At 37.4% G+C, this 25,223-nt stretch carries 26 protein-coding genes and 1 pseudogene; 19 read left to right on the top strand and 8 right to left on the bottom strand.

What is annotated here, in order from left to right; all coding sequences use genetic code 11:
* The first annotated feature begins 60 nt into the window (after positions 1-60).
* Complete coding sequence (locus RG571_RS00855) at positions 61-894, top strand: endonuclease/exonuclease/phosphatase family protein (RefSeq protein WP_002319551.1); 834 nt, start codon at positions 61-63, stop codon at positions 892-894.
* 101 nt (positions 895-995) lie between these two features.
* Here the strand turns inward: RG571_RS00855 and RG571_RS00850 are convergent, their stop codons facing one another.
* Positions 996-2,696 carry a hypothetical protein gene (locus RG571_RS00850; RefSeq protein ID WP_002376521.1) on the bottom strand — a complete coding sequence of 567 codons (1,701 nt, stop codon included), beginning with the start codon at positions 2,694-2,696 and terminating at the stop codon, positions 996-998.
* Between the two features lie 629 nt (positions 2,697-3,325).
* Here RG571_RS00850 and RG571_RS00845 point away from each other — a divergent pair.
* Positions 3,326-4,486, top strand: coding sequence for a class C sortase (locus tag RG571_RS00845; protein ID WP_010723526.1), 1,161 nt, complete (start codon positions 3,326-3,328; stop codon positions 4,484-4,486).
* 15 nt (positions 4,487-4,501) lie between these two features.
* On the top strand, positions 4,502-4,945 hold the full coding sequence (locus tag RG571_RS00840; RefSeq protein WP_258430225.1) for a GNAT family N-acetyltransferase: 444 nt from the start codon (positions 4,502-4,504) through the stop codon (positions 4,943-4,945).
* Between the two features lie 606 nt (positions 4,946-5,551).
* Here the strand turns inward: RG571_RS00840 and RG571_RS00835 are convergent.
* A complete protein-coding gene (locus tag RG571_RS00835; protein WP_114635018.1) occupies positions 5,552-6,082 on the bottom strand; it encodes a phenolic acid decarboxylase in 531 nt (176 codons plus the stop codon).
* 104 nt (positions 6,083-6,186) lie between these two features.
* Between RG571_RS00835 and RG571_RS00830 the strand changes: the two genes are divergently transcribed.
* On the top strand, positions 6,187-6,738 hold the full coding sequence (locus RG571_RS00830; RefSeq protein ID WP_002286354.1) for a PadR family transcriptional regulator: 552 nt from the start codon (positions 6,187-6,189) through the stop codon (positions 6,736-6,738).
* Positions 6,739-6,890: 152 nt separating this feature from the next.
* Here RG571_RS00830 and RG571_RS00825 read toward each other — a convergent pair whose 3' ends face one another.
* Complete coding sequence (locus RG571_RS00825; protein WP_002286344.1) at positions 6,891-7,364, bottom strand: MerR family transcriptional regulator; 474 nt, start codon at positions 7,362-7,364, stop codon at positions 6,891-6,893.
* Between the two features lie 137 nt (positions 7,365-7,501).
* Between RG571_RS00825 and RG571_RS00820 the strand changes: the two genes are divergently transcribed.
* The 3 genes from RG571_RS00820 to RG571_RS00810 all read left to right on the top strand — a co-directional run bounded on the left by RG571_RS00820 (position 7,502) and on the right by RG571_RS00810 (position 10,074).
* On the top strand, positions 7,502-8,974 hold the full coding sequence (locus tag RG571_RS00820) for an MDR family MFS transporter (protein WP_002319556.1): 1,473 nt from the start codon (positions 7,502-7,504) through the stop codon (positions 8,972-8,974).
* Entirely contained in the window at positions 8,971-9,681 is a 711-nt protein-coding gene (locus RG571_RS00815) for a DUF4811 domain-containing protein (protein WP_002286342.1), read from the top strand. The genes RG571_RS00820 and RG571_RS00815 overlap by 4 nt, the downstream gene beginning before the upstream one ends.
* Before the next feature lie 108 nt (positions 9,682-9,789).
* A complete protein-coding gene (locus RG571_RS00810; protein WP_002286335.1) occupies positions 9,790-10,074 on the top strand; it encodes a DUF1905 domain-containing protein in 285 nt (94 codons plus the stop codon).
* Positions 10,075-10,354: 280 nt separating this feature from the next.
* On the opposite strand, the gene RG571_RS00805 is transcribed toward RG571_RS00810, so the two are convergent.
* From RG571_RS00805 to RG571_RS00795, 3 genes and pseudogenes are all read right to left on the bottom strand, one after another.
* A complete protein-coding gene (locus RG571_RS00805; RefSeq protein ID WP_308947443.1) occupies positions 10,355-10,774 on the bottom strand; it encodes an amino acid decarboxylase in 420 nt (139 codons plus the stop codon).
* A gap of 1 nt (position 10,775) precedes the next feature.
* Positions 10,776-11,360, bottom strand: a complete 585-nt coding sequence (locus RG571_RS00800) for a UbiX family flavin prenyltransferase (protein WP_002293209.1) — start codon at positions 11,358-11,360, stop codon at positions 10,776-10,778.
* Between the two features lie 46 nt (positions 11,361-11,406).
* Positions 11,407-12,882: pseudogene (locus RG571_RS00795) on the bottom strand (UbiD family decarboxylase).
* A gap of 188 nt (positions 12,883-13,070) precedes the next feature.
* Between RG571_RS00795 and RG571_RS00790 the strand changes: the two are divergent.
* Complete coding sequence (locus RG571_RS00790) at positions 13,071-13,373, top strand: hypothetical protein (protein WP_002286327.1); 303 nt, start codon at positions 13,071-13,073, stop codon at positions 13,371-13,373.
* 114 nt (positions 13,374-13,487) lie between these two features.
* Here RG571_RS00790 and RG571_RS00785 read toward each other — a convergent pair whose 3' ends face one another.
* Positions 13,488-15,824 carry an ATP-binding cassette domain-containing protein gene (locus RG571_RS00785; RefSeq protein WP_002319201.1) on the bottom strand — a complete coding sequence of 779 codons (2,337 nt, stop codon included), beginning with the start codon at positions 15,822-15,824 and terminating at the stop codon, positions 13,488-13,490.
* 141 nt (positions 15,825-15,965) lie between these two features.
* On the opposite strand from RG571_RS00785, the gene RG571_RS00780 reads away from it, so the two are divergent.
* Positions 15,966-16,634, top strand: a complete 669-nt coding sequence (locus RG571_RS00780) for a response regulator transcription factor (RefSeq protein ID WP_002297412.1) — start codon at positions 15,966-15,968, stop codon at positions 16,632-16,634.
* A 2-nt stretch (positions 16,635-16,636) separates the two neighbouring features.
* Positions 16,637-17,680 carry a HAMP domain-containing sensor histidine kinase gene (locus RG571_RS00775; protein ID WP_308947445.1) on the top strand — a complete coding sequence of 348 codons (1,044 nt, stop codon included), beginning with the start codon at positions 16,637-16,639 and terminating at the stop codon, positions 17,678-17,680.
* A 233-nt stretch (positions 17,681-17,913) separates the two neighbouring features.
* Here the strand turns inward: RG571_RS00775 and RG571_RS00770 are convergent, their stop codons facing one another.
* Positions 17,914-18,795 (bottom strand): LysR family transcriptional regulator, encoded by an 882-nt coding sequence (locus RG571_RS00770; RefSeq protein WP_002339567.1) that lies wholly within the window; start codon positions 18,793-18,795, stop codon positions 17,914-17,916.
* Positions 18,796-18,953: 158 nt separating this feature from the next.
* On the opposite strand from RG571_RS00770, the gene RG571_RS00765 reads away from it, so the two are divergent.
* From RG571_RS00765 to RG571_RS00725, 9 genes are all read left to right on the top strand, one after another.
* A complete protein-coding gene (locus RG571_RS00765; protein ID WP_002294613.1) occupies positions 18,954-19,682 on the top strand; it encodes a DUF554 domain-containing protein in 729 nt (242 codons plus the stop codon).
* 155 nt (positions 19,683-19,837) lie between these two features.
* The gene (locus tag RG571_RS00760; protein WP_002286315.1) at positions 19,838-20,155 is read left to right on the top strand and encodes a PadR family transcriptional regulator; all 318 of its coding nucleotides are present in this window, start codon (positions 19,838-19,840) and stop codon (positions 20,153-20,155) included.
* Positions 20,148-20,756 carry a DUF1700 domain-containing protein gene (locus tag RG571_RS00755; protein WP_002286313.1) on the top strand — a complete coding sequence of 203 codons (609 nt, stop codon included), beginning with the start codon at positions 20,148-20,150 and terminating at the stop codon, positions 20,754-20,756. The genes RG571_RS00760 and RG571_RS00755 overlap by 8 nt, the downstream gene beginning before the upstream one ends.
* Before the next feature lie 54 nt (positions 20,757-20,810).
* A complete protein-coding gene (locus tag RG571_RS00750) occupies positions 20,811-21,602 on the top strand; it encodes a DUF4097 family beta strand repeat-containing protein (protein ID WP_308947760.1) in 792 nt (263 codons plus the stop codon).
* A 137-nt stretch (positions 21,603-21,739) separates the two neighbouring features.
* Positions 21,740-22,252, top strand: coding sequence for a DUF5348 domain-containing protein (locus RG571_RS00745; RefSeq protein WP_002339568.1), 513 nt, complete (start codon positions 21,740-21,742; stop codon positions 22,250-22,252).
* Positions 22,253-22,277: 25 nt separating this feature from the next.
* Positions 22,278-23,150, top strand: a complete 873-nt coding sequence (locus RG571_RS00740; protein WP_002319206.1) for an SPFH domain-containing protein — start codon at positions 22,278-22,280, stop codon at positions 23,148-23,150.
* A 175-nt stretch (positions 23,151-23,325) separates the two neighbouring features.
* Positions 23,326-23,688, top strand: a complete 363-nt coding sequence (locus RG571_RS00735; RefSeq protein ID WP_002286306.1) for a YxeA family protein — start codon at positions 23,326-23,328, stop codon at positions 23,686-23,688.
* Between the two features lie 8 nt (positions 23,689-23,696).
* Positions 23,697-24,449, top strand: a complete 753-nt coding sequence (locus tag RG571_RS00730) for an ABC transporter ATP-binding protein (protein WP_002286304.1) — start codon at positions 23,697-23,699, stop codon at positions 24,447-24,449.
* Between the two features lie 13 nt (positions 24,450-24,462).
* Positions 24,463-25,223, top strand: a 761-nt coding sequence (locus tag RG571_RS00725) for an FtsX-like permease family protein (RefSeq protein ID WP_308947758.1), incomplete at its 3' end; no start/stop codon positions are given.

Genomic DNA, 25,223 nt, shown 5'->3' with positions numbered 1-25,223 from the left:
GTTGTGACAAAAATTTTGTCACAACCCTTTTGTTTCGAAATGAAGACAAGGAGAAAACCAATGAAATTCATGACACTCAACACGCATAGCTGGCTTGAGCCAGAACCAGAGAAAAAATTGCAAGAATTAGCAGATAAGATCCTGTTAGAAGATTATGAAGTGATTGCTTTACAAGAAATCAACCAATTACTGGAATCTGAAGAAGTAGAACCTGCGAAGCTAATGAAGTTCTGTCCGGTAAAGAATCAAGTACCTATCCGTAAAGATAATTTTGCCTACCGTTTAGTTCAGCTTTTAAAGGAACACGGAAAAGAGTATTTTTGGAGTTGGGAAATGAGCCACATCGGTTATGATAAATATGAAGAAGGAAATGCACTGCTTGCGAAAAAAACATTGGAAAGTCAGGTCCTTACCGTCTCCCAATCTCAAAAGAAAGAAGATTATCAGACACGCAAGATCTTGATTGGGAAAACAAAGATAGATGATCAGGACATTTTTGTCTCGAGCTGCCACTTTTCTTGGTGGACAGATAAAAAAAGTGGCTTTTATTTTGAGTGGAAAAACTTGGAAAACTACTTTTTGGAAACTCGCGTACCACTTTTTTTCCTAGGTGATTTCAATAATCCAGTAGACTCTCAAGGTTATTATACTGTAAGAGAAAGTTGCCTTCTTCTTCAAGATTCGTATGTTGTCGCGAATGAAAAAGGAAAAGCAGCTACTGTGGAAAAGAAAATCGATGGTTGGGAACAAAATACAGAAAAATTGCGTATAGATTTTATTTTCGTCCCTGAAGGAATGCAGGTTAAAAAATATCAACGGATTTTTGATGGGATCGATAGTCCAATCATCAGTGATCACTACGGGGTGGAAATCGAATTAGATGTGAACGAATAAAAAATATAACATATAACATAAAAAAACTGATTAAAATAAAACTCTCCAAACGATTATACCGTTTGGAGAGTTTTTTGATCGGATGTATTTATCCCTTTTGCCTAAGCACGTAAAAGCTTGTATCTATGATAAATAAATAAACATAGCAAGGTAAACCAGCCAATCAAAGTAAGAGAAAGAATGAAATAGAAATAGATTGGCGTTTGATAATGAAGCGTGAGCTCGTTGATTCCTTTTTGCTGCTTCACGATTGGGGTCCCGATATCTGTTACTTCATAATCAGTCAATGTTTTTCCATTTTGCTGTAGCACAGTCCGATCGTAGACGATAACAGGGATATGAACAGTTTTGTCCCCAGTGTTTTTCCACTTGATTGTCAGAAGACCGCCTGGATGTGTTTTTATAAAAGTTGTTTCGTTTTCTAGTATTTCTTCGTTATACCGGTCGTATTTATTGTCTTTTGTCTCCTTATAGATTGGCAGATAGTCAGGTGTGGTTTTTTGGAAAACGAACAAGCTGGTAGACATATCTTTGCTGAAGAATGTTTTCCTTGCTTCTTCCGGCGTATCGAATAGATAAGTATGTCGACTGACAAATGTTTCATTTTCCCACTTTTCCAGATGCTGGTATAAGTTCTGGATCGTCTGTGCTGAAAAAATAAGAATGCCAAATATACTTAAAAGACGGAACCACTTTTGTTCAGACCACTGGTTCAGTGAAAGGGCAAGGTAAAGTAGAAGCAATAGCGTAAATGGCACGAAAAATCGAAATGGAAACTGGATCAAACTAATAAAAGGCACATTTTTTTCGATCAATGTCGTCCATGGAATCAAGCTAGTAGAAAGAAAAAAGAAAACAAGACTTGTGTACAACACGATTTTTTGGAATAAGGTGTTCTTTTGTTGAAAGAAAATAAAAAGCAAAAAACCTGATAATATCAATATAGGAAAGGCCTTAGGGTAATGGAGCCAATAACTGCCATCCAGATCTATCGCCTTTTGACTCATTTCTCTGTTAACAAAGGGAGGAAGAATCTTATTCCCACTGTAAACAATAGCTAATCCTGCCCAAATATTTGCTGTCAGAACAAAATAAAGCAAGACCGACTTAATCAGTTGAAGCAGTGCTTTTCCTTTTTCAGTCTGGTTAAAAAAGTAATAAAGATAAAAAGGGATATACATCAAAGCTAACATGATCGAAGACAGTAAATGGATCTGTGTCATAAGTCCCACTGAGACAGCGACTTTGATAACAGGGAACTTTTTATGAAGGACGAAATCAGCAATAGGGATCATACATAAAGGATAAAAACAAGTCCCCCAGCTAGTGAATCCTTGGTTGATAGACCAGTATTGAATAGAATACGTACTCATGAATAAAACGGCTACTGGTACACTTACCCAATTTCGAATATTGACATATCTCAGTAAAATCAGCATAGAAAATCCTGAAATAAGATAAAGAATGAAATTTGAAAGAATCTGATAATGAAACCAGCTACCTGCAAGCAACACGATCAATCCTTGTAAATAAGCGAAAAATGGGCCGTAAACGGCATTCACGATCCTGCCACTTTGCTGGAATCCATAAAGGGAAGGAAAATAATGGAAATCCCCATATTTAATTTGTTGCGCGGCATCATAGAACCGATTGTAATGGAATGGGGCATCAGCACCCAAAATTAGTTTATGTGTGAATAAATGAGGCATGAGAAATGCCAAAGCAATGAAAAAAATTGCTAAAAATGGGCCATATTTTTTCAATTGTCGAACTCCTTTGCAAACTTTAGATAAATTCATCATATATCCTATGCGAGAGGTAGGCAAGAAATTAGAAAATTCATGAAAATATTTATGAATTTTACAAGAAAAACATAAGTGAAAGTTCTAAGGAGAGAGGATGCGACATAAGTTTTGTTGCATCTCCTTGTTTTGAAACAGAATTTTTCTTAATACTCGAAACAAAGTAGCTTTTTCATGACCTCTCGGTAAACGGTGTTCAATCAGCTGCTTCTCGGTAATAAGCTCACTAGCCTAGAAAATATGAAAAGCTATTTTCTGACTAGCGCTCTTATTATTCAAAACATAACACAGTTTTCACAACCTCTTCCTTAAATGGTGTTCAATCAGCTGCTTCTCGGTAATAAGCTCACTAGCCTAGAAAATATGAGAAGCTATTTTCTGACTAGCGCTCTTATTACTCAAAGCATAACGCAGTTTTCACAACCTCTTCCTTAAACGGTGTTCAAAAGCTTGCATCTGCGGTAATAAGCCCAACCAAACAAAAAATATGAGTAGCTATTTTTTTTGGCTGTACTTATTACTTGATGCAGGACAGCTTTTTCACAACCTCATCGGCTTTCATTTTCTATTTTTTTCCTGAACCCATATAATAAAAGAAAGAACAAAAAAACTTGCAAGGGAGGACACATGTGAAGCAGAGTAAGCAAAAACAGTCTCGTCGACTTTTGTTTCGTTTGTTTTTATTAATATGTATCGTCGTAGGGTTACTGATCGCTTTATATCCATTTTATGTGGATTCTTTAAATAGTTTTATTGATCAAAAACGTATCGAACAAGTACAAAAACGGACCGCAGCTGAAATTGAAGTGCAGCGAAAGAAAATGGAGGAGAAAAACCAACGATTAACTGACCAAGGATTCAATCCTGGTACTGATCCTTTCAATGAAAAGAACAGAAATGAAAGTACAACATCCAGCCAATTAGAGGAATGGCTGATCGGAAGTATCAATATACCTAAGATCCAATTAAATATTTCACTTTATGATCGGCTCAATGGTAGGATCCTTGAAAATGGAGCAGGCGTCTTGCAAGGAACCTCTTTCCCGCTTGGTGGAAATTCGACGCATTCAGTGATCTCTGCTCACAGCGGTTTACCTAATCGACGGTTATTTACCGAATTAGATCGTTTAGAAAACGGAGACACGTTTATTTTGACTGTTTTGGGGGAGAAATTGGCTTATCAAGTTAAAAATATACAAGTGGTACTGCCAGATGACACGTCTGTTCTAACGATTGCAGAAGGAGAAGACTTAGTTACCTTGCTTACATGTACGCCGTATATGATCAACACGCATCGTTTGCTAGTGACAGGACATCGGATTCCTTATAACGAATCGGTAAAAAAAGAAGAAGGAAAAGGAAATCAGGAAAGAACCATGAGGCAATGGTTTATTCTTGCAGGAACGATAATAGCTGTAGTCATACTGTTAGTGTTTATCGGACGACTAATCTATCAGTATAGATTAAGTAAAAAAGTGCTTGATTTTTCATTTATTATTAGTGATTCGTCAGGGAAACCGGTAAATGGTAGTTCATTCATTTTGAAACATAAGAAAAAAATACTTACTAGAAATGGTGTGCCGTTTTCAGTACAAAGCGACCATCATGGGAAAGTCAAGCTGGATCAATTGCCTGGTGGGACTTATCGAATCGTTTCAGCTGATGATCCTAAAGTTGCTGTTTCTTTTGGTATTAGAAAAGTAAAACAAGAGAAGATATACTTTTTTGAGGGGCGAAAACTTGTAAAAGAGCTTCAAAAAAATGGTTTTTATTTTAAAATCAATGAATAAGTAAGGAGAGAAAAAATGATCCGCACAACAACAAAATTGTCTGCCAAAGAACTGGAATCTGTTCTATCGATTTGGCTGCATGCTAACTTGGATTCTCATGAATTCATTCCATCAACTTATTGGGAGAATCAAGTAGAATCTGTTAGGAAAGCTTTACCAGATGCAGTGATTTACTTAGCAGAAATAGATCAAGAAATTATTGGTTTTGCTGGGGTGATTGATCAGTTTATCGCAGGAATCTTTGTGAAAAGGGAATACCGGCAACAAAGAATCGGTACGCAACTAATGAAAAAAATAAAAGAAACCAATAAAACACTGACTTTGACAGGCTATCAAAAAAATCAATCAGCTATTCATTTCTATCTTTCACAAGGTTTTACAATTCAAACACAGCAAAAAGATGAAGCAGTAAATGAGGAGGAACTTGTGATGAAATGGAATCAAAACGCTGATTTTTGATGAACAGAATAACGAAATAATGCTCCCAGCAAAAAATTAGGCTGGGAGCATTATTTCATTTTGAAGTCACTAATTTAACTGTGTGAATATGCAGTTGTTACGACCTTTGATAAACGGTGTTCAATCAGCTGACCCTCGGTATTAGCTCAACAAACGGCAAAATATGAGGAACTATTTTTCCATTTGTTTCTCTAATACTCAGGTCAAAACGCTGATTTCACAACCTCTTGATAAACGGTGTTCAAAAGCTTGCATCTGCGGTAATAAGCCCAACCAAACAAAAAATATGAGGAGCTATTTTTATTTGGCTGTTCTTATTACTTGATGCAGAACAGCTTTTTCACAACCTCTGATTCACGGTGTTCCAAAAGTAGCTTCTTCGGAAATAAGCCGAAATTTTACAAAAATTTGAGAAGCAATTTCCGTAAATTCCTTCTTATTTCTTGAAGCTGACCACTTCTTTCACAACCTCTTTCTTAAACGGTGTTCAATCAGCTGACCCTCGGTATTAGCTCAAAAAACGGCAAAACATGAGGAACTATTTTTCCGTTTCTTTCTCTAATACTCAGGTCAGAACGCTGATTTCACAACCTCTCTTTCACAACCTTATTTTACTCGTTTATAATTTTCATCGAAATATTTTCCGCTACGGATATCATCTGGCATTCCATCGTATGGTTCTTCGCTAATAACATCTTCATTGTCTATACCTGCATCACCCATATAAGTGATAGTAGCAAATTCAGGAACAAGTAATTTTGGATAAGTTTCATATTTTTCACGAGCTGCTTCCATTTCTGCGATATGTTCGTTTTGGAAAGTAACAGTGATTTCTGGCTGTTCTTCAACCCATTTAGGGAAAAAGATCATTCCGTGAAGTTTCTTTTCATTTGGCATAAAGTCCAATGCCACGTCTGTCCCTGTTGGCTCTGTCCAAGTGATTTTGAATACGCCGTCCGTCAATTTAACGATATCAGCTTCTTGGTCTTTTACCCAACGGCCTTTGACCATTCCGCCATGGATACGGTAATCAACAGTATGGTCATTTTTGGCATACCATTCATATTCCCAACCATTATCATACGTATAGATAAAGTGAGTTCCAATAAAATCTTCCAATTCTTTAAATTCTTTCATGTTTAAGCATCTCCTTATAAATTAAAACATGTAATAAACTACATGTTTTCGATTACTCATTTATGATAGAATGGATTTAAAGATTTGTCAAGGAGGGAAAACTGATGGCAAGAAAAAATACACTTCGATATATTTTGTTAGGGTTATTAAGTAAGAAGAAGATGACAGGATATGAATTGAATCAATCGTTCAAAAATGAAATAGGAGAATTTTGGCAAGCAAAACATAGTCAGATTTATCCTGAACTTGCAAAAATGGAAGAGCAAGGAATCATTCAGCATCAAGTAGAGATCACAGGTGAAAAATTGGAAAAGAAAGTTTATGAATTAACAGAAGAAGGGAAGGAACAATTGGCAGAGTGGATTCATACACCCACCAATGAACTACCGGTTAATCGAGACGAATTTGTTCTGAAATTGTATTTCGTCAAAGACGTGAATGATCCGGCATTAGTAGAAATTATTCAGCAGCAGCGTGACCTTCATGAAGAAAAACGACTTCATCTATTAGAGCGAAAAAAAACGATCTTTCCTACTGAAAAAGAAAAACATGAAAATTACGGACACTACCTGATTTTAGCGCATGCGATCAATCGGGAAACAGAATATGCAAATTGGCTAACAGATGTATTAGAAGAAAGTAACCGAAAAAAATAAAAAAATATCCGAACAGTGATGGAGAATTCCTTTCTATATGAAAGAAACGCAGATCACCGTTCGGATATTCTTATGTTCAAACAGGCCTTTTTTCAAGTATTTATGTAGCATCTACTTATTAAAAAGCTTGGTACTTAGGAGATTAGTGGCGTTTAGAGTTCTTTTAACAGCTGTTCGTAGTCAGCTTTTTCATCGACAGGAAGGAGCTTGTAAGTTAATTCGTCTGTCTCGTTGTCATGAATGATGTACATCTTAGCATTCTCTTCTTTGAAGTTACCAATTTGTAAAATCGTATAGCGTTCGTCGATCAATTCGATATCTTTGATTGCTTTTGAAAAAACTTTACGGACATGGTGCATTTTCTTTTGGCGGATTTCTGCCTTTTCTGCAGCTTTTGACAAAGTAAATCCGTCATCTAAATATTTTTTGATCAGTTCTACTTTTATGACTGTAGGTAAACGATATTTTCTAGGACAATTCGCATCAGCTTCGATCGAACGAATGAATCCCTTTTGTTCCCAATACCTTAATTGACGTGGAGACACACCTACGATATCACTTAATTCACTGATGCCAACAACCAATTGATCATTTTCCAACAAACGTTTAAGGGAAGCCCCAACCATTTTTGTCACTCCTTTTGTCCTCTTGCTTCCCTTAATTATATCCGTATTAACTTATGTGTCAAGTAGGTTGACAAATAGCGAATTTAGGACTAAAGTATTCTAGTAGTTTCAGAAAAAATTCAGAAAGAAGGAGAAATATGAGTAACAACCAACCCGTAGATATTTACGGAAAACCATATAATCGGACACTTTTAGTTGTTGTCTTATTAATTGGTACATTTTGTACCGTTTTGAATCAGACCTTATTGACGACAGCTTTTCCTACATTGATGAAAGCTTTCGATATTTCAGCGTCTGATGTGCAATGGTTAACGACTGGTTTCTTGCTAGTCAACGGGATCATGATCCCAATAACAGCATGGCTGATCAATAAATTCAGTTCAAGAAATTTATATCTTTCTGCCATGACGATCTTTTTGATCGGAACAATTACTTGCTTTACAGCACCTAATTTTAGTACATTACTAATCGGTCGCTTGATCCAAGCTTGCGGTGTGGGAGTATCGATGCCATTATTGCAAAATATCATGCTATCTATTTTCCCGCCAGAAAAAAGAGGATCAGCAATGGGGATGTCAGGGATCGTTATTGGACTTGCTCCTGCTTTAGGCCCTACATTATCTGGTTATATCATTGATAACTACCATTGGCGTGACTTGTTTGGTATGGTACTGCCAATCGTTGTTCTTGTCTTGGTTTTAGCATTCTTCCTAATGAAGAGCGTTATTCCATTGTCAAATCCTAGCATTGATATTTTATCCGCTATTTTATCAACGATTGGATTCGGTAGTTTGCTTTACGGATTTTCTAGTGTAGGAGATGACGGCTGGGGAAGCTTGAAAGTAATTGGTTTCTTAGTTGTTGGTGTGATTTTCATCGCATTGTTTTCATGGCGTCAATTACATTTGGAACATCCATTCTTGGAACTTCGCGTATTCAAATCATCTACATTCACGATTGCCGCTGTTTTAGCTGGTGTAACAAATATGGCGATGGTAGGGGCAGAAATGGTCGTACCATTGTATATTCAAAATATTCGTGGAGAATCAGCATTCCATTCTGGCTTGATGTTGTTGCCGGGTGCATTGATCATGGGGGCTATGATGCCTGTTACGGGTGCGATTTTCGATAAATATGGCGCGAAACGTTTAGCCATCACAGGGATGTTCATTTTGACAGCCGCAACTGCACCATTTGCTTTCTTGACAAAAACGACTCCAGTTTTATATATCGTGATCCTTTATGCAATCCGTATGTTTGGGATCTCCATGGTCATGATGCCGGTAACGACTTCTGGTATGAATGCATTGCCAAATAACTTGATCAGTCACGGGACAGCGGTAAATAATACATTCCGTCAAATCGCAAGCTCGATTGGTACAGCTATTTTGATCAGTGTGTTGACGAATGTGACAAAAGTAAATATCCCAAGCAAATCTGTATTGGATAATACACCATTAGCTTATAAAGATCAGGCAATCAATGCCACACTGTCAGGTTACCATGCCGCGTTTATCGTAGCGATCATCTTTGGGATCCTTGGCTTTATTATTGCCTTTTTATTGAAGAAAAAAGAACCTGTTCTAACGAAAGCGGGGGATAATGCATGATTATTGGAGTTTTGATTGTCAGCTTGCTTGCTTTTGCTTTAACGAACGTGTTCGCTAAAAAAACATGGCAAACCTTTTTATCTTTGATTTTCGGACTAATCTTCGTCGCTTCACTAAGTTTGATCGTCGCTAATTTGTCCAATCACTTTGGAATGGAAAAAGTAACGGAAACAAAAACAGAAAAAATTGTTTCCAGTGCTGATTCCCAAGGAGCAGATATGCTTTTGTATAAAGCTTTAGGGAATGGAAAAGAAAAAGTGTATCTTTACCGAACAAATGAAAAACAAGAAAAACCAAAAGCAACTGGTACGGATAACGAAACAAATAAAGTAGAAAAGACAGACGGCGATGCTGAAAAAGTGACGAAAACTACTTATTGGGAATACAAAAACGACATGTATAAATTCTGGTTCAATATTGCTGATAACAATCACGAATATGACAGCCGAGTGAATACATTCAAAATCCCAGAGACATGGGTAGAATTAAGTACGGACCAAGCAGCCAAGTTAGCTGAATTAGTGAAGAAACAGCAAAGTACGATGGAAAGTGAAGCAAAAGCTTATGTTCAAGACGGTATGGTAAAAGCAATGACTGAAAATCCAAAAATGAGCAAAGCAGAGCAAGAACAACGTACGAAAGCCTTAGCTGCTGAATTCCAACAACAAGCATTCGCAAAATTAGTGAAAGAAGCAAAAGGCGAATAATATTTTGAACACCGTTTATTCGAAAAAAGGAACTGCGACAAGACTTTTGTCACAGTTCCTTCTTTTTTTTGCTATGCTATACTAGATGTAAAAAATAGGAGAAATAAAATGAGGGAAATTTATTCTTTTGAATCAAAAATCTATGCTTCCGAAGTCGGCAAGGGCGGGGCATATATTATTTTTCCGTATGATATAAGAAAAGAATTCGGTGCTGGAAGAGTTAAAGTCCAAGCAACTTTTGACAATGTGCCGTACGAAGGCAGTATCGTGAATATGGGTGTGAAAAATCCAGATGGTTCAGTCTGCTACATCCTTGGACTACGAAAAGATATTCGTAAAAACATCGGTAAAGAAATCGGTGATATTGTAGCAGTTACAGTGAAGCAAAAATAAAAGAGGTTGTGACAAAAGACGTGTCACAACCTCTTGATAAACGGTGTTCAAAAGCCAGTTTCTCGGTAGTAAGTCAAATTTATGCAAAAATGTGGAAACCCATGTTTACAAAATTTTTCTTACTACTCGAAACGAAGCGGCTTTATCACAACCTCTTGATAAACGGCGTTCAATCAGCTGTCCCTCGGTATTAGCTCAAAAACGGCAAAATATGAGAAGCTATTTTTCCATTTTTTTCTCTCATACTCAGGTCATAACGCTGATTTCACAACCTCTTCTTTCATAATGGTTTTTCACCATCTTTATAATAAACTGGTTCTTTGATATGGAAATCTATTTTTTCCAACCAATCTAAAATCTTGTAACCTAACTCTTCTGACATCGGAAAAGAGGCGTTGATTTGTGCATTGGAGATATGGTCAACATGGATACCGGAAGTGATCGTACAACTTCCCGGAACGGCAGTTTTGATGATCACAGCTATTTTTTCGGCTAAGACATCGTCTTTATGGAACCGACCATCGTGGCTAGGGAAACGTACAGTTTGCATCTCTGTATTACGAGAAAATGTAGTGACTGTTCCGATATGTGGTGTATCTCCGCCTGTTAAAGTAATCAATAAGTCTTTACCAATTACTTTAACAGCAGCTTGGATCGTGAAATCTAGTTTTGTTACTTCAACTATCGTTTCTTTTTCCATATTAATCACCTTGCCAACGTTTTGAATGCTCATTTACAATCCCAAATTGATCCAAAAGTTTCATTGTATGGTGATCAACAAGATCTTGGATCGTTTGAGGCTGATTATAAAAAGCAGGGATCGGTGGTATGATTTGCACACCTAGTCGTGCTAATTTAGTCAAGTTTTCCAAGTGAATGGCATTTAATGGCGTTTCACGAGGAACAATGACTAACTTTCGTTGCTCCTTCATTGTTACATCAGCAGCACGTGCAATCAGGTTGTCGCCTAAACCAACAGAGATACCTGCGACTGTTTTCATACTTGCCGGTACGATGATCATTCCATCGGTCAAAAATGATCCGCTGGCGACAGCAGCACCTAAATCTTTGTTTGAATAATGGTAATCAAACAGGCTTTCGAATTCATTTAGTGATAAGTCGGATTCCAGCTTTAAGTTCTGTTTTGCCCATGGACTGATGATTCCGTGTGTTTCTACCATCGGATATTCTTTTAGTTTCTTCACTAGGTTGATGGCATAAATGGTGCCTGAAGCGCCACTTACACCAATCACGATTTTTTTCTTCCGTTGTGCCAATTGTTCCATTTTCCGCACTCCTTTTTATGATGTCAAAACAGTTGCAGATCATTCATTATTTCAAATATTTTTCCCAATCTTTTACTTCTTGGAATTTTGCACGTACAAAATGTTCTTTCATATCGAAAGGAACTGTACCGTCAAAGATAGTTTTTGCACTCATCCCACGGAAACGAATAGAGCCAGGATTATATTCTGGTAATTCTGATGGGTCCAATGGATGGTTCCTCATTCCTGGGATCACGATGATATCTTTATCTCCTTGGAAACGAGTGTTGAAAGTCCAAACTACATCGTTCATGTCGAAAATATCAACATCTTCATCGACTAAAATGACTGTCTTCAATTCTTTGAAGGCTGATAAAGCAAGAATAGCTGCTTGACGCTGAATACCTTCATCCGCTTCGTTTTCTTTACGGATTTGCATGATGGTCATCAATTTACCACCACCTGCAGGAGGATTGTAGACATTTACTACTTTTCCTGGAATAGCTTTATCGACCAAGGCAAGAATACTTGCTTCTGTAGGAATACCGGCCATAGATACGTGTTCTTCACTGGGACCAATCGTTGTTTGCATGATTGGATTGTCTTTTCGGTGAGTAACTGCTTTGACTTTCACTACTTGTACAGCTGAATTAGCATCCCCAGTATAGCCAGGAAATTCTGGCATTGCTTTTCCTGAGTTCGTGTTGATATCTTCTTGCATTGTTTCATTTGGCATGATTTCTGCTTCAATAATGAATTCAGCACGAGCAATACCCACTTCATCGACTGCTATACCATCAACGATTTGAATAGGTTCGTTACGCAAAGCTCCTGCACACCATAGTTCATTGTAGCCAAGTGGAGTGGTAGGTGGTTCGAAAGTCGTGCCAATGGCAATTGCTGGATCTAAACCAATATTGATAGTGATAGGCATTGGTTTATTCAAGGCTTCGAATTGTTTTTGGAAGTGACCAATGTGGCGTCCGCCAGGCATGATGTACATACCGATCGTATCTTTATCTTCTAGAACCATACGATGGATCGTTACATCGCTCATTGTTTTTTCTGGATCTGATCCTAAGACTACACCCATTGTGATGTATGGACCAGCATCTTCAGGAGTATTTGTAGGTGCAGGCAAAATGTTGCGAATATCGAAGTCTGCATCGGTAGATAGATGAACGACTTCTTGTGCTGGAGCGTCTGCTTTGTCTACTTTCACAGGTTTGATTGGATTTTCTACAGCGTCTTTCAAGAAACGACCAAGTGTTCGATAATCATGGTGCAAAATTTCACCTACACGTTTACGACTAGCCATTGTTCCGATGTTCACACGTGTGCCGGGGAAACCTTTGATATTGTTGAAAGTCATAGCTGGTCCTTCTTGAGTCGGACGTTTTACTGTATCGCCAGCACCGATATAACGGTAAACACCAGATAATTCTGCTTCAGGATCGATTTCAATATCTGTTTCGTGATATTGACCTGGAAGTGTTTTTAGTTATTCGATGACTTTTCTTAAATCATACGGTTGATCTGTCATGAGAGATTCCTCCTTAGTTGTCTTTACCTATCTATAGTAAAAGGTGAAAAAGAGGAAAACAATTCAACTTGTTCGGTAAAGTATTCTACAATGGAATGGATGCGTTTTTTTGATAATAGAATAAACTATGATATACTTATCACTAAAAGAAAGCGTATACTTAAAATTAACAGAAGGAAAGTGAAAAAATGGAGGAGTCATTTCCTAAAGCAGTAAAAGTGGAAAATATAGCGAATATTTTGAAAGTTACATTTGAAAACGGAGAAGTAAAATACGTGAAATCTCATTGGACAGAAGAGATAACCGATGCCTTGCAATTTGGAAAAAAAGGAAGAGGAAAAAGAAAAAATCTTCTCGCACTTTCTCGTAATATGTGGATTGGGACTGAAGTAACGATTGAAGCAGATGGAACAGTATTCATAAATGGAAAAGACAGGTATACGCCAGAAGAGTTGTGGTACAAAGGAAAGAAAAGTATACCAGAATTATAAAAAATAATTAAAAAAAACAGCGCGAAACAAGGAACATATTACTTCCTCGTTTCTTGCTGTTTTCTACTATTTCAGCGCTCTTATGACTCAAATATAAATGTGGTTGTCACAACCTTATTCTGCACGCAAAGCGATAGCGGCGTCTTTTTTCGCTGCCATTCGTGCAGGAAGATGACCGCCAAGCATCGTCAATATAGTAGAGACGATCACTAGAATAATCGCATGGACAGGATTTAGTTGAGCAACATTTTTTAGATCCGTCATGTTGTATAAGATGCTATTGATAGGGAACGTAGCTAGCCATGCAATAAACACACCTAATATCCCAGAAGAAATACCTAAAATACACGTTTCTGCGTCAAATACGCGAGTGATGTCTTTTTTACGTGCACCTAAAGCTTTTAGTACACCGATTTCTTTTGTCCGTTCAATCACAGATGTATAAGTAATGATACTGATCATGATCATACTTGTTACTAAAGAGATCCCTGCAAAAGCAATAAGGACATAAGTGATAGCATCCATCAATCCGCCAGTCAGTTCAGTCATCGTTCCAGCTAAATCAGTATAAATGATTTTATCTTCATCTGATTTGCCTTTATTGTAATCATCTAGATAATCCAAGATCTTTTCTTTGTCTTCAAAATTGTTCGGATAAATCATGATACTTGAAGGCAAGCTGTCTCCACCTAAATAACTAAGCAATGTTTGTTTGGCATTTTCGTCAACTTTTTCAGTAGTTAAGACATTTACATCACTGTCTCTTTGAGCTTTGACGATTTCTGATTCTTTGTTTTCGTTGACGATTTGAGTCGTTAATTGATCGCTATAAGCGATTCCTGGAGATAAGAGATTCATTGTAGAAGAAGATTTCACGCGTAGGATCCCCGAGATCTTCAATTCATCAGAAGCATTCTGATACATCGCATCATAATCTGTATTAGGGATAAAATTCCCAGTTGGAAGTTTTGTATAGTAAGTATTGTTGTTTACTAATTTGAATGTTGTACCAACGATATCATCAAAATCAAGTTTTTCGTCTTCTTTCACATCAAATCCAAGATTCTTCAATGCGTTGATATTAGTATTATTATTGCCGTCTACGATCAGCACGACATCTGTTGCTGAGGCTGGATAACTTCCGGCAAGTAAAGAATAATTGTCTTTTAAAAAGTTTTCTTTGCTAGTGTCAAGCTGTGTAGGGAAACTTGACACTCCCACACCTGTCATTGTTGACATCGTACTAGATAAAGAAAGAGATTCCGTATCAGGATTTTGATTCGAGAAGCTGACAGGCTGTACTTTGCCATTTACATCACGTAAAAGATTGATTCCTGTAGTACGGGTAAATCCGATATTATTACTTAAGTTAGGATCGATGTCTGTTACGTAATCGACGTATGTTTGATCAATCTTATTCGTGTGCTGTGCTTTATCTTCTTCGCTGACTTTTGCAGTAATCGTTTTGCTGTCTGGATAATCCGCTTTGCTTGCACCCAATCCGGCATCGTCACGAGTCTGGTTAGTCGTTACCTTAGAAATAGTAATCGGAAATTTCGCCATCGTTTCAGCTTGCGTGTTATCGATTTGTTTTTGGAATCCAGAAGAAAGGGACAGAACGATCGCGATTCCGATGATCCCAATACTGGAAGCAAAGGAGGTCAAGAAAGTACGTCCTTTTTTTGTTCGGATATTGTTGAAGGAAAGCTTCAACGCTGTCCAAAAACTCATCTTTGTTCTGCGTAAGTTAAATTGATCATCTTTTGGTCGTTCGATGTGAGGATGGGAATCTGTTAAGATCTTACCATCAGAAAATTCAATGATCCGATCTGCGTATTGATGGGCCAATTCAGGATTATGTGTGACCATGATCACTAATTTTTCTTTCGATAACTCTTGGATCAATTCCATGATCTGGATACTTGTTTCTGTATCTAACGCTCCGGTTGGTTCATCGCACAAAAGGATATCTGGGTCATTGGCTAGTGCTCGAGCGATGGCCACTCGCTGCATTTGTCCACCAGATAACTGATTTGGCTTTTTATGCATATGATCTGTCAAGCCGACCCGGTGCAATGCATCTTCTGCCCGTTTTCGTTTTTCGTCTTTAGAAACACCACTTAATGTCATCCCAAGCTCAACGTTTTCAATAATGCCTAGATGACCAATCAAGTTGTAACTTTGAAAAATGAAACCGATAGAGTTGTTTCGGTAGGCATCCCAGTCACTGTCCTTAAAGTCTTTAGTAGACTTTCCATTGATCACCATATCACCGGAATCATAATTATCTAGTCCACCAATCACATTCAGCATAGTCGTTTTACCAGAACCACTAGGACCTAAAATCGCTACGAATTCTTTTTGTCTGAAAGCGACAGACACACCATCCAATGCTTTGGTGGTGGTTTCGCCGACTTTATAATATTTTTTTATATCTTTTAATTGAAGCATAATCACCCTTCTCCCGTATTGAAATATTCGGTATACTAATAAGTATATCAGAACAATGATCGTAGTATACGAAATAAATGTTAACTGAAGATGAACTACAAGAAAAAATCTAGAAATTTTTCAAAAAACAGAGGGAGATCAATGAATCGTATTTTAGTAGTAGAAGATGATCCGCAATTACAGTTGCTTTACCGTTCTGTGTTGGAACGAGCGGGCTTTTCAGTCATCACCGCACTGAATGGAGAGGATGCGCTGAAAAAACTAGAAGCGACACATATAGAATTGATCATTACAGATGTCATGATGCCTGAAATGGATGGCTATGACTTGGTAGGATCATTACGTAACGCCAGATTCGACATGCCAGTTCTGATGATTACAGCAAAGGCTGATTTCGAGGACAAGAAACGTGGATTCAAATTAGGTGCAGATGATTATATGACAAAACCCATCGATGTCAATGAAATGATCCTGCGTGTGGAAGCATTGCTTCGACGTTCAAAAATCAATTACAGCAGTATCTTGACGATTGGGCAAACAAAATTAGAGCTGGATACTTATACAGTGGTACAAAATCAGCATTCTTTTATTCTGCCTCAAAAAGAATTTCTGCTTCTGTATAAATTACTGTCTTATCCAAACAAGATTTTCACTCGCCAGCAGTTGATGGACGATATTTGGGGATTAGACACGAATACAGAAGAACGAACGATCGATGTACATATCAAACGTTTAAGGACCCGTTTTGAAAAGACAGAAGATTTTCAAATCATCACAGTACGGGGACTAGGCTATAAGGCGGTTATTTAAAGATGAAAAAGAAGCTATTTTCACAATTATGGATCTATTTTGCTAGTATCGTATTTATTTCGATCTTAGTAACACTGCTGTGTTTTCTTGGTTTTATTTTCTTATTGTCTCGACATTCTATCTCGCCTGCTGAATCGGCTGGAAAACCAACGTTATACCCGTTATTCGTCTTTGCGGGGTTCAGTATGGTCGTGGGTACAGGAATATCGATTTTTGTTGGGCGGCGTATCCTGCATCCAATCAGTGCGCTAGGGACAAATATGAGTCTGGTAGCAACGGGAGATTTTTCGATTCGAATGGATGAACAGCAGAAAGTAGCAGAAGTACAGCAACTGTATAAAGATTTCAACGTTATGGTCCAAGAACTCAATAGTATCGAGACACTGAGGAATGACTTTGTGTCCAGTGTATCCCATGAATTCAAAACACCACTAGCAACAATCCAAGGATATGTTCAATTGTTACAAGCCCCAAATCTTTCTGACGAAGAACGCCAAATATTTTTATATCGGGTCATCGAAAGTATCACGCAGCTTTCACAATTAACAGAGAACATTTTAAAATTGAACAAACTGGAAAACCAGCGTATCCAACTGGAAAAGAAAGAGTATCGATTAGATGAACAAATCAGAGAAGTAATCGTTTTTTTGCAGCCTAAATGGGAAAAAGAACAGCTAGAATTGGATATCGAACTTGCTGCAGTAAACTATACAGGTAATGAAGAGTTTTTGTACCAAGTGTGGCTGAATATCATGGATAACGCCATAAAGTACAATCAAGTCAATGGAAAGATTCATATCAAACTATTTGAGACAGTCACAGAGATTGTACTGGAAGTGACTGATTCAGGTGTAGGAATGAATGAAGAGACCAAAGATCGAATGTTTGAAAAATTTTATCAAGGAGATACAAGTCGTCAAATTTCTGGGAATGGGCTAGGACTTTCACTGGTCAAAAAAATTCTAGAACTGCATGATGGACGTATTGATTATAGCAGTATCGAAGGAGTAGGAACGACAGCAATGATACGGTTAAGTAAACAATAGGAAAAAGAATAAAACCCCTAAAAATTCTATTGAAGATTTTTAGGGGTTTTTAGTCGTTTTTTGTGATTAGGGAAATGTTCTTACGGTTCTTTTGGCATAAAAATCGCTGCTTTCCTATTGAACTACGAGAAATGTTAGAGGTGTTATTGAAACAAGGATATGATGCAAGAAAGAGAGCGAAAGTCATGAGTCGCTCTCTTTTTGGATGGATAGATAGACAGAAAATGAAGGGCTTAGTTCTCTTCTTGTCTCAAATACTCCCAAAATGTGTCTGAAGCCAAAGAATGTTCACCGATTTTACGCGTAAATGCGAGATAACTTTCTTTTGTTGGAGAGATGGGGAGGATCACAGTATTTTCTTTTAACAGATTTTTGACTGTTTTTTCCATAACAATAGCAATCCCCATGTCATTTGCAATCATATTGATGATCAAGTCGATTCTTGCTCCTTTATAAGAGATTTTTGGTTCAAATCCAGCTTTGCGACACAGATCTAGTACAGGTTGATACAAGTTCGTAGTGGGGCCAAGGAGCAAAAAGTTCTCCTTTTTCAGTTCGCTTAGATCCAATTTCTTTTTACTAGCTAAAGGATGATTTTTAGGTAGAACTGCTACAAAATCGTCTGTTTCAGTAGGCAACCACTCAATCGAACTCGGCGGGGCCTGGAAACTTCTAGCAAAGTGGATCGTGTCACTATGTTCATTGGCGTCATTGTAAGTTAATTCGACACTTTCCACTTCTTTCAACTGGACTGTAAATTCAGGATGGCGTTTCAAAAAGTCGGTGATTTTGGAAAAACCTTTATAATTGATCATTGTCGGTATCGTTAAGATATTTAATGAAAGATTGTTGTCTTTCGTATAGGTTTCAAGCACTTCTTGCATAGCATGGTATTGTTCTACGACATTTTTTACATATGGGAGCAATAAGCTTCCAGCTTCGGTCAATTCGATTTTTCTATGGGCGCGTTCGAATAATTTGACGTCTAATTCTGTTTCTAACGAAAGAATCTGTTTAGAAATATTTCCTTGGGTGGTGAATTGTCGATCAGCAGTTTTGGTGAAATTCATTGTTTCGGCTAAATCAAGAAAAACTTCGAATTTATGGATATCCATCATATTCCTCCTACTTATTCCAATAAAGAATACTTTAACACAAAAAATGAATTGGTGTAATCTTCTCTGTCTGTTACAATCTTTCTTGCAGCGAAAGCAATAATTACAGAAATTTTTCTGATTTTTTTCGCTTCGTAGAAAAAGAGAGGAGTTTTTTGATGCCAACTGGAGTTTTGATCAATGTAGGTTCCGTTTTGCTTGGCGGACTAATTGGCGGATTAGTAGGAAATAAATTAAGTGAACATTTTAAAGCACAGCTGACGATGGTTTTTGGTGTGTGTTCGATGGGGATGGGAATCTATTCCATTGCGCCGATGAAAAATATGCCGGCTGTTATTTTTGCTTTAGTGATAGGAACAGCGATTGGTCTGATTGTTCATTTAGGTAATGGGATAAATAAGGGGGCTGCGCTGATGCAAGTACCTATTTCTAAAATCTTCCCTAGTGAAAAGCTTGGTATGACCCACGATGAATTTATCAGTACATTAGTGACGGTCATTGTTCTATTTTGTGCAAGTGGTACGGGGATCTATGGAAGTTTAGATTCTGGGATGACAGGAGACAGTACGATTTTGATTTCTAAATCTGTCCTTGATTTTTTCACAGCAGCTATTTTTGCGTGTAATTTAGGGTATGTCGTTTCTGTGATAGCAATTCCCCAATTCATTATTTTTTATATTTTGTTCTTATTGGCAAAATTTATTTATCCATTGACTACACCAGACATGATCTTAGATTTTAAAGCTTGCGGCGGATTCTTGATGGTCGCTACCGGTTTTAGAATGATCAACGTGAAAATGTTCCCAGTAGCTGACATGATACCTGCAATGATCGTTATCATGCCACTGAGCTGGATGTGGACAAATTGGATTATGCCACTGTTATAATAAAAATCAAAGAGAAGCCATTTTTTGCTGACTAAAAAGGATCAAATCTTTTAGTCAGTTTTTTTGTATTTGACAAACTAATTTTGAAACTATATTATATGTTGTATAATATAGATTGAAATAAAATATTACACTTGAGAATAGAAGGTGACGTAATGCACATCCAGATTCCAACTGTTCTTCTTGATGGTACTGTGCTAGCAGCATTAAGCAAGGAAGATATGTATGGGTATGCCTTAACAAAAATCGTACAAGAAAGTCTCTCTGTCAGTGAATCTACACTATATCCGGTTTTGAGAAGATTGAAAAAAGAAGGATATCTTGAGACCTATGATGAACCTTTTGAAGGCAGAAACCGTCGATATTACTCGTTGACACCAATGGGAAGTCGTCATTTAGAAGAAATTATTGATGAATGGATTGTTTTTCGAGATTCTTTAGACCGGTTATTGGAGGAGAGCACAAATGAATGAATATTTGAATGAAGTTGTGGATCATCTTCAAGAAATTCCTGAAGACGATCGTTTTGATTTGATCCAGTATTATGAGGAATATTTTTTAGATTCTGGAAAAACATTAGATCAGATCATTGATGAATATGGTACACCAAAGCAGTTTGCCTTGAAATTAAAAATCAGTTACTTTTCAGAAGAAGAACAAGCAGAAAACGAGTTAGTGAAAAATCCAAAAAGACAAATTCGCCTGATTTGGTTAATCATTATCGGTTTATTTGCTTCTCCTGTCCTCATTCCACTAGCACTGGGGTTTATATTGGTTATTGGGGGACTATTGGTTGCTTTACTAGCGCTCATTTTTAGTATCTATGTTTTATGTATCAGTATCTTAGGTGTTGGCCTATTCATGATCATATCAGGAATAAGTGTGTTTGGACAATCGATTCTGAGTGGATTATTCTTTATCGGTGTCGGTCTGTTCGCCACAGGAAGCGCAGTATTTATTTCGCCACTGTTGCTGAAAGGAACAAAAGGGCTTTTTTATGTCATGATGAACTTTGTTAAATGGATGGGACGACGTTTTATTACAAAAAGAGATCTGCATTCAGCGGGCGTTTGAAGGAGGACACATAAATTGAGATTGAAACATTTTTTGATTACCGGTATTGGTCTGATGCTTACTGGTGGCCTCCTAGCAGGTGCAACTTATACATTAGGCGCTCAAAAGAGTCTGACTTGGGATAATGGTCCTCGATTGATCGATATGGTTACTGAGACAAAAAAAATCAAGGATGCAAACAAAATCGTCATCCATGCAGAAAATCAAACAGTTTCGGTCATACGCGGATTGGATTTTGAGATAAAAACGACTTATGATAAGACAGAAAAGCCAGAAATAAAGGAGAAAAATGGCGTGTTGACTGTGAATGCAGTCAAAAAATCAACAGGTGCAATCATTAGTTTAGAAGACACAAGTGCACAAATCACTATTGTTGTCCCTGCAGATCATGAATTATCTGAATTGACAATCGAAGGGAATAATAGTGCAATTGATATCAACGAAGTATCAATCAAAAAAGTGAATACTAAGACACATGATGGCTGGGTATCGTTCAATGAATTTACAGGAGGAACAATAACTGCGAAAGATGAATTAGGCTCACTTCGACTAGATGAGGCCAATGTGGATAACTTGATCGTCACAGGTGAAAACAGCAACTTCCATCTAGAAGACAGTTTGATCAGCAAAGAAGGAAAAGTCATCCTAAACGGTGGTAATTTATCTTTGCATGAGATGGAAAACAGTGGCTATACTATCCAAACGTCTGGTGAATCTTATATTGAAAAAGACTACCATCCAATAACAAATACTTTGTTAGAACAAGGACAGAAAAAGCTAAAGATCACTGCTAAAGACACATCGATCAATATTACGACGGATCAAGAGGACAATGAAACAGATTGATCCTGTACTCAACTGGATATTTTAAGAAAAAACAGCAAAGATCCTTCCAATCTTTGCTGTTTTTCATCGCTTAACGCACATAACTATAGTAAAATAAGAAAGAAAATATCTAAAAAGAAAACAGGGTGAAAGAGTATATGAAGGTAGAAGAAGGTCAAAGAGAAAAGTTAAAGACAGAAATGGAAAGATTACATACTTATATCACTCAACTAAGCCAAACCTTCTATGATCCAGACAAAGAAAAAGTGATGGTTAATTACCCGAACAATTCAGAAGGTCGCCAATTAGAGCAAGTGTACCATGAAGTTTTCAAACATTTATTGACGGTGAAGAAAGAGCTGGATTATTATTCTTTACCGATTATCGATACAGGAATATTGAAGTATGATGGGAAGAAGGAACGATTTATCTTTAAATCTGTTCGGGAAGATTTGCCTCTTTCAGCAGGGATGGATCTAGAGGTCTTGGTAGAAGACTATTTTACAGAAGAAAAGCACTGGGTTCGAACAAAATTGGATTATTTACCGCAGGCAGCCGGAGGGACACAGGCAAGCGGTTGGTACATCACTGAAGACAAAGAGTTAGAACTAGAAGGTGTAATGGCGCGTATTCGAAAAAAAATTAAAAAAGTAACATTAGATATTTATTGAAGGATAAAGGAGCGCAGGAAGTAGTATGAGAGAAAAAAGAGCATTTTATATCAATGGTTATGCAGGGATTGTCGGATTGGTCGTATTAGCTTTAGTTGGATTGTTTTTCTTCTATTTAGGCATGTGGCAAGCGAAAGTTTGGGCACTTTTTTTAAGTATTTTTCTTTGGTTGATCACGTTATTGTTGTTAAGTTCGGCAACTGTAGTCAGTCCTAATCAAGCAAAAGTAATTTTGTTTTTTGGACAATATTTAGGTACGATTCGAGAAAATGGCTTTTTCCTTACGATACCTTTGGCACAAAAAATGACTGTTTCGTTGAAAGTTCGGAATTTCAATAGTTCTGTTTTAAAAGTCAATGATTTGGATGGAAACCCCATCGAAATCTCAGCAGTAGTAGTCTTTAAAGTCGTTGATACAGCAAAGGCATTATTCGATGTAGCGTATTATCAAGATTTTGTAGAAATCCAAAGTGAGACAGCCATTCGGCATATCGCTAGCCAATACCCGTATGATACATTCAATGAGAATGATTTGACGCTTCGAGGAAACACGACGGCAGTGTCTGACGAGTTGCAAAAAGAGCTGCAAGAGCGTTTAGCAGTAGCAGGTGTCGAAGTAATCGAAACACGCTTGAACCATTTAGCCTATGCAACAGAAATCGCTAGTGCCATGCTCCAACGTCAACAAGCAAAAGCCATTTTGTCTGCTCGACAAACCATTGTTGAAGGAGCTGTCACGATCACTAAAATGGCCTTAGAGCAAATCGAAGATGGACAAGAAATCAATTTCACCGATGATCGGAAAGTCCAATTGATCAATAATTTACTTGTCTCAATCATTACAGACAAAGGAACGCAACCTGTTATCAATACAGGCGACATGAAAGACCGTAAGTGACATACTTTTTGTAAGATAGGAAGAAGGAGTTTAGGACGGATTATTGTCTTGAACTCTTTTTTTAGTTGTTTTAAAGAAAATGACAAAATTGAAAGAAGAATGATAGTTGATTCGAAGGCAGAATTGTTCGCTTTTTTCTATAATCAGTATATAAAGTAAGAGAGAAGGGGAAAAAGTGAAAAAACTTCTGATCGGTCTACTTGTTTTCATCGTTGTGGTACTTGCAGGGGTGAAAATCGCAGATTACGTAGTTATGGGTGGAGAAGAATACTATGTACAAATTACGACAGATGGTACAAAAACAGTTTCAAAATCAGACTCTGGACAAGAAACAGTCAACTATAGATATATCCTGCCTGGCTATACGAAAGAGGGTAAGGAAAAAGAACTGGACTTCAAGGGACAATTGACTCGACCGCTTCGTAAAGGAGCATATTTAAAAATCACCTGGAACAAAAATAAAGGTGTCACTTCGTATGAAGAAGTCGAAAAAAAAGACGTGCCGAAAACAGCACTGGAAAAACTAATTAAAGGGTAGGGAAAGAAATAAACAAAATAGTCGAAGTACAGAATGTAACAAAAGTATACGGAAAAAACAATGAGAAAAAGACGCAAGCATTAAGCGGCATCAGCTTCGATGTAGAAAAAGGCGAATTTATTGGGATCATGGGCGCTTCTGGTTCTGGTAAATCGACACTTTTGAATATTTTATCCACATTAGATAAACCAACAGATGGGCATATCCGAATCAATCAAAAAGATGTGACTACATTAAAAGGAAATCAACTAGCAGATTTTCGTGCGAATGAGATTGGCTTTATTTTCCAAGACTTTAATTTATTAGAAAGCTTGACAGCACAAGAAAATATCGCTGTTCCTCTTTCTTTACAAGGCGTCAGACCAAAAGAAATCAAGCAACGTGTCCAAAAAATTGCAGAACGTTTATCCATCTCTCATATTTTGGAAAGCTATCCTTCTGAGATTTCCGGTGGACAAAAACAACGGGTCGCCGCCGCACGTGCATTGATCACACAACCAACGATTCTATTAGGGGATGAGCCTACAGGTGCGCTGGATTCCAAAAGTGCCCGGGATCTTTTAGATACGATGGACGAATTGAATACAAAAGATCATGTATCGATTCTTCTTGTGACGCATGATCCGTTTTCTGCAAGTTATTGCCAACGTATTTTATTCATCAAGGATGGCGGTATCCATCAAGAAGTGAAACGTGGAGATCAAAGCCGTGATTCCTTCTATCGAGAAATACTATCTATTCTTGGAAACTTGGAACAGTAGGGGGAGATTGACTATGCTTTGGAAATTATCACTTACTGGGATAAAGAGCCGTTTAAGAGACTACCTGGTGTTATTCTCAGGATTAGTTATGGCATCTGCTATTTTTTACATGTTTGAATCAATGGCAAGCAACGAAGCTTTTTTGAAAAGTAATACGATCGTTGCGGCTACAGTTATCATTTTCCGATTCGGTTCTGTTTTACTAGGGATCATCACATTCGTTTATATTTTATATGCAAATTCCTTTTTGATGACGATGCGGCAAAAAGACTATGCAATGTTTATGATGCTAGGAGCAAAAGGCAGAAAAATCGCACAGATGATTTTTTCTGAAACATTCTTAGTAGGGATCGCAGCTACTTTAGTGGGTTCAGCTGTCGGTGTAGGATTGACAAGTATCGTCCACCGATTATTAGTGGATCAGTTAGATCTCAATATTTCGCATTTTACACCTTTTAGTATTCACGGGTTGTTGATCACTGTTTTGTTTTTTGCTGTTTTGTTTTTATTAGCTGCTGTTGTCAATGCTTTTTCTATTGTCAAAAAACCGATATTAGCATTGATTCGTGCGGATCAGACACCAACAAGAATCAAGCAGCATAAATTCTTGTTTTTCCTTGAAGTAGTACTGGGGATTGCTTTTCTAGGCTGCGGTTACTATATGATGAAACACGTGGGGACCTATCAAGTCTTTGGTATAGGGGTAGCCTTAGTTACGATCGTATTAGGAACTTATTTCATTTTCCATTCTGTGATCATTTTCTTTTTATCATT

This window comes from Enterococcus sp. FR204, assembly GCF_031143325.1.
In the GTDB taxonomy this organism is placed as follows: domain Bacteria; phylum Bacillota; class Bacilli; order Lactobacillales; family Enterococcaceae; genus Enterococcus_B; species Enterococcus_B faecium.
Note: the sequence above shows the minus strand (reverse complement) of the source record. Positions and strands in the feature narration are given on the sequence as shown.